This is a genomic window from Staphylococcus sp. AntiMn-1, from assembly GCF_001663395.1.
Taxonomy (GTDB): Bacteria; Bacillota; Bacilli; order Staphylococcales; family Staphylococcaceae; genus Staphylococcus; species Staphylococcus equorum.
Genome location: NZ_CP012968.1, coordinates 1010717 through 1024237 on the forward strand (window position 1 = coordinate 1010717; position 13521 = coordinate 1024237).

The 13521-nt window shown below is 32.3% G+C and carries 14 protein-coding genes; 4 read left to right on the forward strand and 10 right to left on the reverse strand.

Translation table 11 applies throughout. The annotated features are described in order from the left end of the window. Nucleotides 1-6: 6 nt before the first annotated feature. From mgtE to AOB58_RS04985, 5 genes are read right to left on the reverse strand one after another with little or no spacing between them, the layout of a single operon-like run. Entirely contained in the window at nucleotides 7-1392 is a 1386-nt protein-coding gene (gene mgtE / locus AOB58_RS04965) for a magnesium transporter (protein ID WP_021339500.1), read from the reverse strand. Nucleotides 1393-1419: 27 nt separating this feature from the next. Then, a complete protein-coding gene (locus AOB58_RS04970) occupies nucleotides 1420-2274 on the reverse strand; it encodes an RluA family pseudouridine synthase (RefSeq protein WP_064783041.1) in 855 nt (284 codons plus the stop codon). Beyond that, complete coding sequence (locus AOB58_RS04975) at nucleotides 2274-3083, reverse strand: NAD kinase (RefSeq protein ID WP_002508092.1); 810 nt, start codon at nucleotides 3081-3083, stop codon at nucleotides 2274-2276. The genes AOB58_RS04970 and AOB58_RS04975 overlap by 1 nt, the downstream gene beginning before the upstream one ends. Nucleotides 3084-3094: 11 nt before the next feature. Further along, nucleotides 3095-3730 carry a GTP diphosphokinase gene (locus tag AOB58_RS04980; protein ID WP_002508093.1) on the reverse strand — a complete coding sequence of 212 codons (636 nt, stop codon included), beginning with the start codon at nucleotides 3728-3730 and terminating at the stop codon, nucleotides 3095-3097. Nucleotides 3731-3746: 16 nt separating this feature from the next. Then, nucleotides 3747-4094, reverse strand: a complete 348-nt coding sequence (locus AOB58_RS04985) for a UPF0738 family protein (protein ID WP_021339499.1) — start codon at nucleotides 4092-4094, stop codon at nucleotides 3747-3749. Between the two features lie 188 nt (nucleotides 4095-4282). On the opposite strand from AOB58_RS04985, the gene AOB58_RS04990 reads away from it, so the two are divergent. The 3 genes from AOB58_RS04990 to yjbH all read left to right on the forward strand — a co-directional run bounded on the left by AOB58_RS04990 (nucleotide 4283) and on the right by yjbH (nucleotide 6132). Continuing rightward, entirely contained in the window at nucleotides 4283-4867 is a 585-nt protein-coding gene (locus tag AOB58_RS04990; RefSeq protein WP_046465153.1) for a CYTH domain-containing protein, read from the forward strand. An 87-nt stretch (nucleotides 4868-4954) separates the two neighbouring features. Further along, nucleotides 4955-5326: a truncated hemoglobin YjbI gene (locus AOB58_RS04995; protein WP_002512240.1), complete on the forward strand. Its 372-nt coding sequence runs from the start codon at nucleotides 4955-4957 to the stop codon at nucleotides 5324-5326. Between the two features lie 17 nt (nucleotides 5327-5343). Next, a complete protein-coding gene (yjbH, locus tag AOB58_RS05000) occupies nucleotides 5344-6132 on the forward strand; it encodes a protease adaptor protein YjbH (RefSeq protein WP_046465152.1) in 789 nt (262 codons plus the stop codon). Between the two features lie 441 nt (nucleotides 6133-6573). Here yjbH and AOB58_RS05005 read toward each other — a convergent pair whose 3' ends face one another. The 5 genes from AOB58_RS05005 to spxA all read right to left on the reverse strand — a co-directional run bounded on the left by AOB58_RS05005 (nucleotide 6574) and on the right by spxA (nucleotide 11993). Beyond that, complete coding sequence (locus AOB58_RS05005) at nucleotides 6574-7188, reverse strand: NAD(P)-dependent oxidoreductase (protein ID WP_046465151.1); 615 nt, start codon at nucleotides 7186-7188, stop codon at nucleotides 6574-6576. Nucleotides 7189-7502: 314 nt separating this feature from the next. After that, nucleotides 7503-9311, reverse strand: a complete 1809-nt coding sequence (gene pepF / locus AOB58_RS05010; protein WP_064783042.1) for an oligoendopeptidase F — start codon at nucleotides 9309-9311, stop codon at nucleotides 7503-7505. 184 nt (nucleotides 9312-9495) lie between these two features. Then, nucleotides 9496-10359, reverse strand: coding sequence for a competence protein CoiA (locus tag AOB58_RS05015; RefSeq protein WP_052730994.1), 864 nt, complete (start codon nucleotides 10357-10359; stop codon nucleotides 9496-9498). Nucleotides 10360-10540: 181 nt separating this feature from the next. Continuing rightward, nucleotides 10541-11260, reverse strand: coding sequence for an adaptor protein MecA (mecA, locus tag AOB58_RS05020; RefSeq protein ID WP_002508101.1), 720 nt, complete (start codon nucleotides 11258-11260; stop codon nucleotides 10541-10543). A gap of 337 nt (nucleotides 11261-11597) precedes the next feature. Then, on the reverse strand, nucleotides 11598-11993 hold the full coding sequence (spxA, locus tag AOB58_RS05025) for a transcriptional regulator SpxA (RefSeq protein WP_002483765.1): 396 nt from the start codon (nucleotides 11991-11993) through the stop codon (nucleotides 11598-11600). Nucleotides 11994-12297: 304 nt separating this feature from the next. Between spxA and trpS the strand changes: the two genes are divergently transcribed. Then, nucleotides 12298-13287, forward strand: a complete 990-nt coding sequence (gene trpS, locus AOB58_RS05030; protein ID WP_064783043.1) for a tryptophan--tRNA ligase — start codon at nucleotides 12298-12300, stop codon at nucleotides 13285-13287. Nucleotides 13288-13521: the final 234 nt, after the last annotated feature.

Here is a 13521-nt window from a genome sequence, read left to right on the forward strand (position 1 = left end):
ACCCTCCTACGTTAAATAAGCCATAAATGACGTTGCTAAACCAAAATAAATTAACATACTTACAATATCGTTAATTGTTGTAATAAAAGGTCCACTCGCCACTGCGGGGTCGATTTTCAGTTTATCCATAACTAACGGAATCATTGAGCCTACTAATGTACCGACTGTCATTGCTATCGTCAAACTAGCGCCAACAATCACTGCTAATATTGGTTGACCATAAAGTATTATTATAATTAAAAATAGCAATATTGAGCAAATTAAACCACTTAAAAATCCGCTTCCTGTTTCTCTCAATGCTACTTTGAATTTACTTTGCTCGTAAATTTCACCAGTTGAAATATTACGCACAGAAACGGCAAGCGATTGCGTTCCAGAATTACCTGACATCCCACTTATAATGGGAATAAAGGCAGCTAATAATGCCACTTGCGATAAAGTATCTTCAAAAGAGCCTAAAATTGTGGCAGTAATCATACCTAGAAATGTTAATATGATTAACCAAGGCAAGCGTTTTCTAGCTGTTTTTATAATGGAATCATTGGTTGCATCAACATCTGACACACCAGCTAAGCGTGAGTAGTCTTCGCTAGCTTCTTCATCCATAACATCTAAAATATCATCGATAGTAATAATACCAAGTAAATGATCTTGATAATCTACTACAGGCATAGCAATAAAATCATAATCTCGCATTTTTTGAGCAACATCTTCTTGATCATCTGCCGCATTTGCACTGATTACACGTTCACTCATAATATCTTCTATATATGCATCATTTTCAGCCACAATCAAGTCTCTTAACGAAAGTACACCAGCGAGTTGTTTATTATCATTCACTGTAAAAATAACATAAATTGTTTCGGCATCTGGTGCTTGTTCTTTTACATGCATCATTGCTTCTTTAACTGGCATTGTCGCTTTTAAAGAAATATACTCTGTCGTCATGATACCACCAGCAGTATCTTCTTCGTAGTGTAGTAATGCTTTGATTTCTTTAGCATCTTCACGTTTCATTAATGTGAGCAAGCTAACAATTTTTTGCTTAGATAACTTATTCATTATATCTACAGCATTATCATAAGACATGTCTTCTAGCACTTTACTCGCATATTCGGCATCCATAGTGTCAAAAAGTGATTCATATTCATCTTCGTCAATTTCTAATTGCTCAAAGAAATCAGCTACTTCTTCTGGTGATAATACTTCAAATATTCTTTGTCGAATTTCTTCATCACTGTCTTCAAAGTATTCACTTTGTTCATATGTATGCATCGCTAAGAATTCTTTTCTGAATTCATCGATATGATTTTCAAACAACAATTTATCTAGCAATGCTTGATCATATACTTGTTCATCTTCTAAAGTGATTGAATCCTTTTCATTAGCCAATGGCCCCACCTCCATGAATGTTAAAAATTATATCATATTAAATATAGATTCTATTGCGCTATAATCATCATTTATTTCAAGCTTTTTATACGTAATTGGATGAATAAAAGATACACGTACACAGCGTAATAATTGATGTGTATATATTGGATGCTTTTCTCCGTATAAATCATCGCCCACGATTGGATGTCCTATATGTTGAAAATGCACACGTATTTGATGTGTCCTACCAGTTAATAAATGTACTTCACTCAAACTATAATCTTCAGAATATTGAAGGCATTTAAAACGTGTTCTCGCTTCTTTACCCTTCACATTGACTTGGCGTTGAATAATACTAGATGGATCCCTTGCAATAGGTGCATCAATTAAGCCTTCACTTTTCAAATTACCATGGCATATACATAAATATCGCTTATCAACCTGTGTTTGAGACATTAGATGATGTATGAATCCATGTTTGGTAAAAACAACGATGCCAGATGTATTCCGATCTATCCGAGTAACGATATGAGGGGTAATTGAGAGGGATGACTGCTTAAAATATCCTAATACTTGTTCGACTAAACTCAAATGTTTATGATCTCTCGAGGGTGCACAATTTTGAAGTGCAGGTTTCGATACAACAAGTAAATATTCATCTTCATATAAGATATTCAATCTATCCGTAAATGGCAGCAAATTCGAACTTGGCGTTTCTTGCCCTAAATGAACTTGAAGCACATCGCCAATTTCCAACTGCTTTCTGACTGTAACTGGCTGTCCGTTAACAACTAAAGCGCCATTATGTTTAATGGCGCTTATAGTCCGCTTAGAATAGTGATTTTTTTGTAAAAATGTTCTTACCAATTCTGGAATTTCAATATCATATGTGAATTTCATTACTCATCTTCCTCACTAGAGATAAAGGAGTCATGTACTCTTTTCCAGAAAGGAAATGGTCTAAATCTAGCAAACCTTACTTTTTCATTTGCTACTCTAAATTGTATAGCATTAACATTTTTATGTTTAATACTCACATGATCAATAGTAGTTAATATCGTGTCATGGTTTACAGGTGTTATCAAACACGTATGGTGTTTCGGCAATACTAAAGGCGAACCTACAGTTCTAAACACTCTATTATTAATTGATGCAATTTCTGCAATTTGCATTGCTTCTAGAGATGGATGAATTAATGCGCCACCTAGGGCTTTGTTATATGCCGTTGAACCTGATGGTGTAGATACACATAAACCATCACCTCTAAATCGTTCAAATTGATTACCTCGTATATTCACATCGACCACTAAAGTAGATCCATTTTCTGTTTTCATAGTTGCTTCGTTTAAAGCTAAATATCTTGTTTCGTAACCATTATCGTTATAACGCACAATAATTTCTAACAAAGGATATTCTATGACTTGGAATTCTGAATTATTAATTTCAATAATTAACTTTTCTACTTCATGTGGTAACCAATCCGCATAAAATCCTAAATGACCAGTATGTACCCCTACAAACGCACAGCGAGATAACATGTGACTATATTGATGGAAAGCTTGTAACAATGTCCCATCACCACCCACTGATATAACTATCTCTGGGTTGTCTGGGTCTTCAACCATTTGAAAATCTTTCATATGGTTAATCATTTTATGTTTCAGTGCATTCGATTTTGAATCACCTTTAGATAATATCGTATAACGCATGATTACACCCCCTAGTCATTATTGTGTTTCTTAGAGCGTTTTTTAGAATAATATTTTTGGGCTTCTTGAATTTCTTCTTTGATTTCCGACATTTCTTCATCAAGTAAAAACGCTGCTTCTGCTGCCCGTTCAAGGCGATGTTGAATCTCAGGTGGGTAATCTCCATCATATTTATAACGTAATGTATGTTCAACAGTGGCCCAAAAGTTCATGGCTAGCGTTCTGATTTGAATTTCTGCTAATATTTTCTTTTCTCCCTTTAGTGTTTCAATAGGATATTCAATAATAACATGGAATGAACGGTAACCACTTTGTTTGGTATTACTAATGTAATCTCGTTCTTCCACAACTTTAAAATCTTCACGTTGTCTTAATAAATTAACTACTACTTCAATGTCATCAACAAATTGACACATTAAGCGTAATCCTGCGATATCATACATTTCTTCATGTAATCGATCAAACGAAATTTGACGCTTATTTGCTTTATCAATAATGCTAGTCATTGGTTTGACACGGCCGGTTACGAATTCAATTGGCGAAGCATTGTCTTCTACTTCGTATTGTTTTCTAAGGCCTTTTAATTTAATTTTCAATTCGTCCACTGCTTGTTTATATGGAGATAAAAATTGATCCCATTGATTCATAATGCCTCACTCCGCTTCACTCTAATTCGAAAGTATCTTCTACAACGGAAACAAACTCTTTACCATAATTTAAATTACCTTGTATGTTATCCAATATGTAATTAAATTCCCTTTCGAACTGCTGTAATTCTAATTTATCATTTATTATTATTTTCTTACCTTTATTTTCATGTAGCATAGACCAAGTTTCTTGAACAAAAATTAAATATGAATACGATTGTCCATCATCCAAGATGTATGCAAAACTATAATTATCACTGTCAACAAGCATTTGTCCTGCTTCTTCCAGACCTTCTGTAGACGCTTCTGTATAACAATTAATACTATCTTCTGTTACTTTAATTTCATTTACATAAATACGCATGCTTGTTCCTCCTTATTCTCCATCATTTTAACATAATTCTATCGTACATAACACGTTACAAGTCTAATGTTATGACAACAATTTAGCATAATACCTGAAGTATTTTTAATTTTAAAATGCAGTTCAATTTAAATTATGTCGTAAGTGTTTTAAAATAAATCATTATATGCTTAAAAGGAGTGTTTCTCGTGGCAACTAACAATGAAATTGAATTCAAACAATTATTATCTCAATCACAGTACCAATCTATATATAATAAGTATTTCCCAGAGATGCAACCCTTCAGTCAGACAAACTATTATATAGATACTGAGCAATTTGATTTACGCTCGCATAAGTCTGCATTGAGAATACGTGTAAAAGATGATTACTATGAAATGACCTTAAAGATACCTGCCGAAGTTGGCTTGATGGAATATAATTTTGAAACACATGTTATACCCGAACTAAATAAAGAATTAGTCGCGAATGATTTACCATTAGAAATCACCGAACAATTAAATAAAATGAATGTTGACGTTAATCAGCTTGTGATTCTTGGTGCTTTGACTACTTCACGTTTAGAAAAAGAAGTTCAAGGCAATTTACTCGTCTTAGATAAAAGTGACTATTTAAATTATCAAGACTATGAATTGGAATATGAAGTTGAAGATTATGATGATGGTTTAATTCAATTTAAAATGATTCTTGAAGCATTCGACATTAAACATGAAACACCCGAAAATAAAGTTCAAAGATTTTTCAATCGTAAATCAAATTTGAACAATAACTAATTGTACGCAAGTTTAAAAAGTCGAATTACTTCCAAATGTAAATATTCGTGTTATATTAGTTATATATTAAGAGAATATGGTGATAAAATGGCACAGACACCTTACGAAATCATTGGACATGACGCATTATATAAGATGATTGACCATTTCTATTTCTTAGTGGAAAAAGACGACAGAATTAACCATTTGTTTCCTGGAGATTTTCAAGAAACAAGTAGAAAACAAAAACAATTCTTGACTCAATTTTTAGGTGGACCAAGCCTTTATTCAGAAGAACATGGTCATCCAATGTTAAAAAGACGTCATATGGAGTTTATAATAACAAACAACGAACGCGACGCATGGCTTGAAAATATGTATAGTGCTATTCAGCATGCAGATTTCCAAGCGGGTGTCGGCGATTATTTGTATGAAAGATTACGTTTAACAGCGAATCATATGGTTAATACCGAAAACTAATTGTAGGTGAAATGTACATGACTGAAGAATTAAAATTAATACATGCTAATAGTCGTGAAGATGCGAATCTTTCACCTGTGAGTAAGATAGAAATTTATTCTTTTTTCGACCCATTCAGTAAAGATTGCTTTAAATTGTCAGCAATTCTCTCCAAATTGCGTATAGAGTATAAGCAATATATCAGTATAAGACATATATTAAATCCATCTTTACGTGTCTTAACTAAATGCCAAGCGCAAAGCACATCGGACTTAGATAATATTGCGCTCGCATATAAGGCTGCTGAACTTCAAGGACGCTTACGTGCAGAACGTTTTATACACCTTGTACAAAATGAAATTATACCAAAACGAGATATAATCACTGAATCAATGGTCAATAATTGCATAAGTAACGCAGGATTAGATTACGAAGTCTTTAAAGAAGATTTGCATAGTAGCTATTTAAAAGAAAGCTTACAAGTAGACTTGCATATTGCACGAGAAATGGAGATTGAAGAAGCACCTTCACTCGTATTCTTTAACGAAGACGTTCACGAAGAAGGTTTGAAAGTTGAAGGTCTATATCCTTATCACATCTATACGTATATCATAAATGAACTAATTGGAACACCTATTGAAAAAAAATTACCGCCTACACTAGAAGGTTATATACAACAACAGCAATTAGTTACTAAAGAAGAGTTACTTACCATTTATGAATGGCCTGAAAAATTAATGAATAAAGAGCTTAAAAAATTAGCAATGCAACAAAAGATAGAAAAACTTAAATCTCCAGATGGAAAATTTTGGAGATCTAAAATTTGAATGTGCAATAAACAGATAACCACATTTTTTAATAAATAAAAAGATAGCCTTTAGGGCTATCTCATAATGCCAACAAAGTCTCAGGCTTTGTTGGCATTTTTTTGTGCATGCTTTTCGCTAGCGCAGCTTTACTCTATAATCTTCTTCTAGTGCTTTTCCGCAAGTATCGGTCCAAATCACCATTTATATTTCAGGAGTGGGACATACCACATGTCTCGACCTCAATTTTTATATTGGCAGTGGTTGACTGAATTCAAAATGCGCTTATATCAAGCTTTTAAAGAACTGCTACTTCATTTTTGAAGACAAGTAGTTCTTATGCAAGAGATTAAGTTCTTTTATTCCATTTTCTAGTCAGCTGAGCGAGGCTGGGACAGAAATTTTATTAGAAAATTTAAATTTCTGTCCCACTCTCATCTCACTATAGTTTTCATTATTATTTTATTTCGCAAATACAGCAAAACGTTGTTGGATGTGTTGTGCTTCTAATACTTCATCTACCATTGCTTGAGCAAAATCTGCATAACTTACTTTTGAACCAATAACTTCGTCTGCACTCAATTTATATTCTCCAGTTTTCTCACCATCATATTGAAAATCTGGCGCTGGACAAACAAATGTCCATTTTACATCTTTTCGTTTTTGTATTTCTTCTAGTGTTTTGATTTGTGCTTGGCTAATCTTTTTAAATTGTTCAGGAAAATCCGGTGAGTCTATCAACTTCAGCGTATGTGCTTCATCTACATATAAACTACCTGCCCCGCCAATAATTAACAAACGCTTGTTGCTGTTGCTTACTAAATCACCTAGATGTTTCATTGATTTACTATGTTCATCTAATTTATTTTCATCAGATTGTCCAAAAGCATCGATAACTACGTCAAATTCTGCAATATCAGCCGTTGTTAAATCGAACAAATTTTTTTGAATCACTTGATCTGTTACTGTTTTATTTGAACTTCTTACAATAGCAGTAACATCTAATCCTCTATCGTAAGCTTCTTTCGTAATGAGTTGCCCTGCTTTACCATTTGCTGCTATAACTGCTAATTTCATATATTCAACCTCTTCCTTGTATTAATTTTAAGTACAAGTTAATTTTATAGTTTTACTTTTTTAAAGTCAAACGAATAGTTATTCATATTTTTGAATTTAATTAAAAAAGGGTATAAAAAAACGCCGTGTCTGATTACACGGCGCTAAACAAAGGGGATGGGAGAAATTTTCTCACTTCAAACAAAGGGGTATGTTTGTTATGTGATTAATTTCATGTTTATAATATAACACGCTAAAATGCGTCTTTCAACCTTTTAGATTAAATAAAATCACTTTGTCACAAACTTGTCATATTGAAAACGAATACATTCATACTAAGCTTTCATAAGCTTTTCAAAAGCGTCTAATTTTTGTTCAAATACTTGGCAAGCTTGTTCAATTGGTTCAGGAGTTGTCATATCTACACCTGCATTTTTAAGTATTTCAATTGGGTAATCTGAGCTGCCTTTTTTCAAGAATTCCTTAATATATCTATCTACTGCTGGTTGGCCTTCAGTCAAAATTTGACGACTTAAACTTTGAGCCGCACTATATCCTGTTGCATATTGATACACATAATAATTCATATAGAAGTGAGGTATTCTTGACCATTCTTTACTAATATCTTCATCTGTTTCAACAGAATCACCAAAATATTGTCTATTCAGTTCTGCGTATTCTTCATTCATACGGTTTGCTGTAAGTGGCTCTCCTGCTTCTTCGATTTGATGAATCTTATGCTCAAATTCAGCAAACATTGTTTGTCTAAATAACGTTGCACGGAAACGTTCAAGCTCTTGATTAAGTAATAATAGTCTACGTTCATCATCTAAATGTTTGTCCATATAGTCGCTTAACAATGCCTCATTACATGTAGAAGCTACTTCTGCTACAAATATTGTATAACCACTTGAATTGGCTGGTTGGTTTTGACGACTGAAATAACTATGTGCAGAGTGTCCAAATTCATGCACTAATGTATATAAATCGCTCACTGTATTAGACCAATTTAATAATATAAAAGGATTAGTTAAATGCGCACCTGAAGAATAACCACCTGAACGTTTCCCTTTATTTTCGTATACGTCTACCCAACGATGATTTAACCCTTCTTCAACAACTTTCATATACTCTTCTCCCATAGGTTGTAAAGCTTTTACCATCCAATCTTTAGCTTCTTCATATGGCATTTCAAATTTCACATCTTTAACTAAAGGTGTATAAAGATCGTACATCTTCATATCTTCTAATCCTAATAAGTCTTTACGTAATTTCGTATAGCGATGTAATAATGGTAAGTAGTTATGCACAGTTTTAACTAAATTATCATATACTTCTTCTGGTATATGATTATTACTTAATGCTGCTGCTCTTGCAGTTTCATAATTATGTGTTTTGGCATTAAACACATTCTTTTTCACTTCACCAGCTAAAGTTGCGCTTAATGTATTGTTATAAGCACCATAGGCTTTATATAAATTTTCAAATGCAGATTTACGTAAAATACGATCATCTGATTCTAAACATTTTATAAACGTGCCTTGAGTTAATGAATGATGATTACCATCTTTATCAATGGCATCCTCGAATTCTAAATCAGCGTTACTAAACATACCATATACATTATCTGCTGTTGATAAGGCATCTTGTGCTTCAGTAAGTAATTTTTCTTTATCTGCACTTAAAACATGAGGTCGTTTTTCATTAATCAATTTCAAATCAAATGCGTAACGTTTTAAATCATCATTAGATTCAATAAAATTTTGGATTTGTGCTTCATCAATTTGTAAAATTTCTGGAACTAAGAAACTCCATCCAGAACTAAATTTAATAATAAGTTGATGCGCACGTGATTCGTACCCAGTGTACTTATCATTTGCAGTGTCTTGATCTTGTTTTAGATGTGCATATACATATACTTTTTCTAATTGAGAACCTAGTTCATCTTCTAAAGCTAACGCGTTATAAAGTGTTTCTGCACTATCAGCTAAATGACCTCTAAATTGTTCTTCTTGTCCTATGTTATTTTCCACTTCTTTAAATGCTGCTTCAAAAGCTTCATCTGATTCGAAAATAGTAGTTAAGTCCCACGTATATTCAGGGTACTTACGTTCTTGTTCTTCTCTTGTTAATTGTTCAGTCATAATATTAAGTAAACCTCCTATAAAGTTCATTATTATAATTTTCTCACGTAACAATCATTTTTGCACGTTATTAAGTCCAATGCTATAATTCAATTGTTGAAATTTTCTAACCATTTCACTAGCAATTTCTTCCTTATTAATATCACCTATATAAAATTCATTATACTCAATTAGTTTTATAAAATCACTTAAATTGTAAATGCGCTAGCATAAATAGAAGTTGTAATTGCCAATATACCGGATGAGATTTCACATATAATTGCTCTGGGAAAATTATGCCAAGGTGTTTACTTATCCATGCTTCTGATAATTGTAATTGGTACATAACGCTAAGGCTCGGCTCGAGTACCGAACGCCTATTACGACAATGCTTCAAGTATTTAGTAATTGCAGTTTCACTTAATTTTAAAGTTAAATTGTTATGTTGAATATTTACGTGAGTCGAAGTATGTATCAAAGTATCATTTGAAACAACCTCCCTTATCGCAACATAACGTTTGCCTCCTAGATATTGTAAAATCTTATATCTGTACAGTTGTTGGGTGTAACTATTCCAAGCAAATAAATGGCGCTCTTTCAAATTAATATAAGTCCGTTCATAAGTTGTAAGCATTAAAATTTGTGTTACCTTATCATAACTTGGATTATTAATAATCCACACAACATCTAGTCCACATTTTTGTAAGGATATACTGCGTTTTTTTATATTTAATATCGTAATTCGTGAAAATTGTATTTCAATTGCTACACTGTGATTTATGATCAAATCAGGATATTGATAACATCTTGTTATATAAGGTTCTATGGCAACATCATAATTATATTTTTCAAACCATTGAGCAAGCTGGTATTTAAGTCGATAGTGTTCATAAGTTTCTCCTTTATTGCATGTAAGCCCCCTTTCACTTACATGGGCAAAATGAGGTGCAATGAACTGGCCCTTTTTAAATATAACCTTATTATGACAATGCGGACACGTATATTGATGCCCTTTATGAGCAATCTTTGCTGATATGATTTGGTTACTTTCATTTTTTGCACATAACAAAATTTTATCACCTCATTTTATTACACTGTTACTAACGCATAATTACTTTTAAAATATAGTAATAATAGAAACTTACTTATATACCTCTAACAATTGAACATTAAATAAAAAAGAGTACACAAAAAGACCTACTGAAAATTAAATTTCAATAGGCCTCAATTTTAAATTCAAAACATTTACATTATTCTGTCGCACTTGGGAAATAACGACGTACTTGTGACGCAACATTATGACTCATAATAATTTTTGCATAGTCGTTTAAATATACTTCTGATTTGTCAGTAGGATATGCGAATTCAAGTAATTGACTATAACTATCATTAATTGATTCTTGATCCACTGTTTCATCAAAATGAACAGCATAGTAGTATATATTATTAAAACTGTATAATAAATCTTCAAAGTCATCTATTGATTGATTATTGTGATGTGCATAATCAATCACTTCTTCTAAATCGTTAAATCTAACAATCACTGTACGTGTGCTTTGTTGTTTATGGTCGTTATTATCTTGGTTGTGGTTGCTTTCTTTTTGTTGTTGACGTTGTTCAAATAAATCTTCTAAACTATCATCTTGATCAAACGTCTGTGATAATAAATCATTTACTTGATAATCAAGTTGTTCGTTATCACCATTCTCTGACATATTAATAAGATCTTCATTTTTAGATTTAGATATTGTTACTTCAACACCTTTTTCAAAAGCATGTACTTGTATCCATAAAGGTCCTTCAACTACAAAATCTTCTTCTTCGTTGATTTCTTCCATCATGTTCCAAAAGAACTCTTCACCACGCTTACGATTTGTCCATAAATCCTCACGTTTAAAACCTCTAGCCTCTATATCACTATATGTTATAAATAATTTAACAGTAGTATCGTCAACACGCTCTATTCTCATATCATCTCACTCCTTACAGTCGATGAATAGTAATCATTATTGTATTAGAACGTAGTAATAATTACAATTGATTTGTTTCATTGATTTTTACTATTTCCTAATTGGTCTCTTATATTAACACATACCCTAACATAAGCCAAAAAAACAGCACTAATTACCAAGTGCTGTTTCGCATTTATCATTCTTTAATCAAATGACCAATTGTTTATAATAGTATTGAAATATAAAACAATCGGTTCGTTTGACTTCACTCTGAGTCTATTTGTTATGCTAAATATAATAAAGCCATAAAGCAACATCATAAACATGCTACTTTATGGCCAATATTGTAATTTTTTTAGTCAACCATACGTTGCGCTTCTTGTAATTGGAACGTACGTACTTTTCTTGGTAAGAAACGTCTGATTTCGTCTTCGTTATAACCAACTTGTAAACGTTTTTCGTCTAAAATAATTGGACGACGTAATAAACCAGGGTTATCTTGAATAATTGAATATAAATCTTGAAGCGGTAATGCGTCTATATCAACGTTTAACTTTTGGTAAGTCTTAGAACGTGTAGATATAATTTCATCTGTTCCGTCTTCAGTCATTTTTAAAATTTGTTTGATTTCGTCAATTGTTAAGTGTTCTGAAAAAATGTTACGCTCCGTATACGGAATGTCATGTTCTTGTAACCATGCTTTCGCTTTACGGCAAGATGTGCAACTTGGTGAAGTAAATAATGTTACCATACATCTCACTCTCCTATTTTTCATGAATTTAAATTCATTAGATTTCAATATTTATATGATTAAGAAACTTTTAAGTAAACTTCGTCTTCCTTAACCTTACAATCAAAGTATACCCTTTCAACATTAAAATTAAATGAGAATTCTTTAATTTTTATCAAAAAATTTAAAATAAAACCATTTCTCAATAAATTCAGGTAGAAATATTGATATGTCTATAGTTTAACATAAATTACAAATGATTGAAATACTGTTATAATGTAGGTAATATATATTAAATTAAATTTTAGAAGGTAGGCATCTAAAAATGGAAACATTATTTTCAGGTATCCAGCCCAGTGGTATTCCAACACTTGGTAATTACATTGGTGCATTGAAACAATTTAGTGAAGTCCAAGACGACTACAATTGTTTCTTCTGCATCGTGGATCAGCACGCAATTACTGTTCCACAAGATCGTTTGAAGTTACGTAAACAAACAAGACAGCTTGCAGCGATTTATTTAGCTTCTGGTATCGACCCAGATAAATCCACACTATTCATACAATCAGAAGTACCAGCGCATATACAGGCGAGTTGGATGCTCACTACGATCTCTTCTATTGGAGAATTGGAACGTATGACACAATTTAAAGATAAAGCTACTAAACAAACTGAAGGCGTTCCAGCAGGTTTACTTACATATCCACCGTTAATGGCTGCAGACATCATAATCTATAACACGAATATTGTCCCTGTGGGCGACGATCAAAAGCAACATATAGAATTAACTAGAAATTTAGTAGATAGATTTAATTCTCGCTTTAACGATATTTTAATCAAACCCGAAATACGCATACCAAAAGTTGGTGGCCGTGTCATGAGTTTACAGGATCCGACTAGAAAAATGAGTAAAAGTGATGACAATCAAAAGAACTTCATTTCCTTACTTGACCAACCAAATACTGCAGCTAAAAAAATCAAAAGTGCAGTAACTGATTCAGATGGTATTATAAAATTTGATAGAGATAACAAACCAGGTATTTCTAATTTATTATCCATTTATTCTAGTTTAACGGATGAATCTCTAGAATCATTACAACTTAAATATAAAGACTCTAATTATGGTGTGTTTAAATCAGATTTAGCAGAAATCGTAAAAACATTCTTAACAGATTTCCAAGAAAAATATGAGTACTATTTTAATTCAGATGAATTAGATACTATTTTAGATAATGGTAGAGATAAAGCACAAAAAGTTTCTTTCAAAACATTGAAGAAAATGGAAAAAGCTATGGGCTTAGGTCGTAAAAGATAATTATAACGGGCACATTCTATTTGATTAGAATATGTCATAATGCCAACAAAGTCAGTGACTTTGTTGGCATTATTTGTGCTTGCTATCCGCAATCACAATCTCATCCTGTAGTCTTCAGCTAATGCTTTAAATAAATGTATAACTAATGGAAATAGAAATGTTGCCTTGATTTCAAATAAGTACGTACTAGTAAACTTTTAGTTTAATATGAAAGCAAACAGCACACCAACCTTA

Excerpts from the sequence above, each read along its gene's own strand:
- AOB58_RS05005 (WP_046465151.1), bottom strand. The coding sequence starts at position 7,188 with ATGAAATTAGCAGTTATAGCAGCAAATGGTAAAGCAGGGCAACTCATT.
- AOB58_RS04980 (WP_002508093.1), bottom strand. The coding sequence starts at position 3,730 with ATGAATCAATGGGATCAATTTTTATCTCCATATAAACAAGCAGTGGAC.
- AOB58_RS04985 (WP_021339499.1), bottom strand. The coding sequence starts at position 4,094 with ATGCGTATTTATGTAAATGAAATTAAAGTAACAGAAGATAGTATTAAT.
- mecA (WP_002508101.1), bottom strand. The coding sequence starts at position 11,260 with ATGAGAATAGAGCGTGTTGACGATACTACTGTTAAATTATTTATAACA.
- trpS (WP_064783043.1), top strand. The coding sequence starts at position 12,298 with ATGGAAACATTATTTTCAGGTATCCAGCCCAGTGGTATTCCAACACTT.
- yjbH (WP_046465152.1), top strand. The coding sequence starts at position 5,344 with ATGACTGAAGAATTAAAATTAATACATGCTAATAGTCGTGAAGATGCG.
- AOB58_RS04975 (WP_002508092.1), bottom strand. The coding sequence starts at position 3,083 with ATGCGTTATACGATATTATCTAAAGGTGATTCAAAATCGAATGCACTG.
- AOB58_RS04970 (WP_064783041.1), bottom strand. The coding sequence starts at position 2,274 with ATGAAATTCACATATGATATTGAAATTCCAGAATTGGTAAGAACATTT.
- AOB58_RS04995 (WP_002512240.1), top strand. The coding sequence starts at position 4,955 with ATGGCACAGACACCTTACGAAATCATTGGACATGACGCATTATATAAG.
- pepF (WP_064783042.1), bottom strand. The coding sequence starts at position 9,311 with ATGACTGAACAATTAACAAGAGAAGAACAAGAACGTAAGTACCCTGAA.
- spxA (WP_002483765.1), bottom strand. The coding sequence starts at position 11,993 with ATGGTAACATTATTTACTTCACCAAGTTGCACATCTTGCCGTAAAGCG.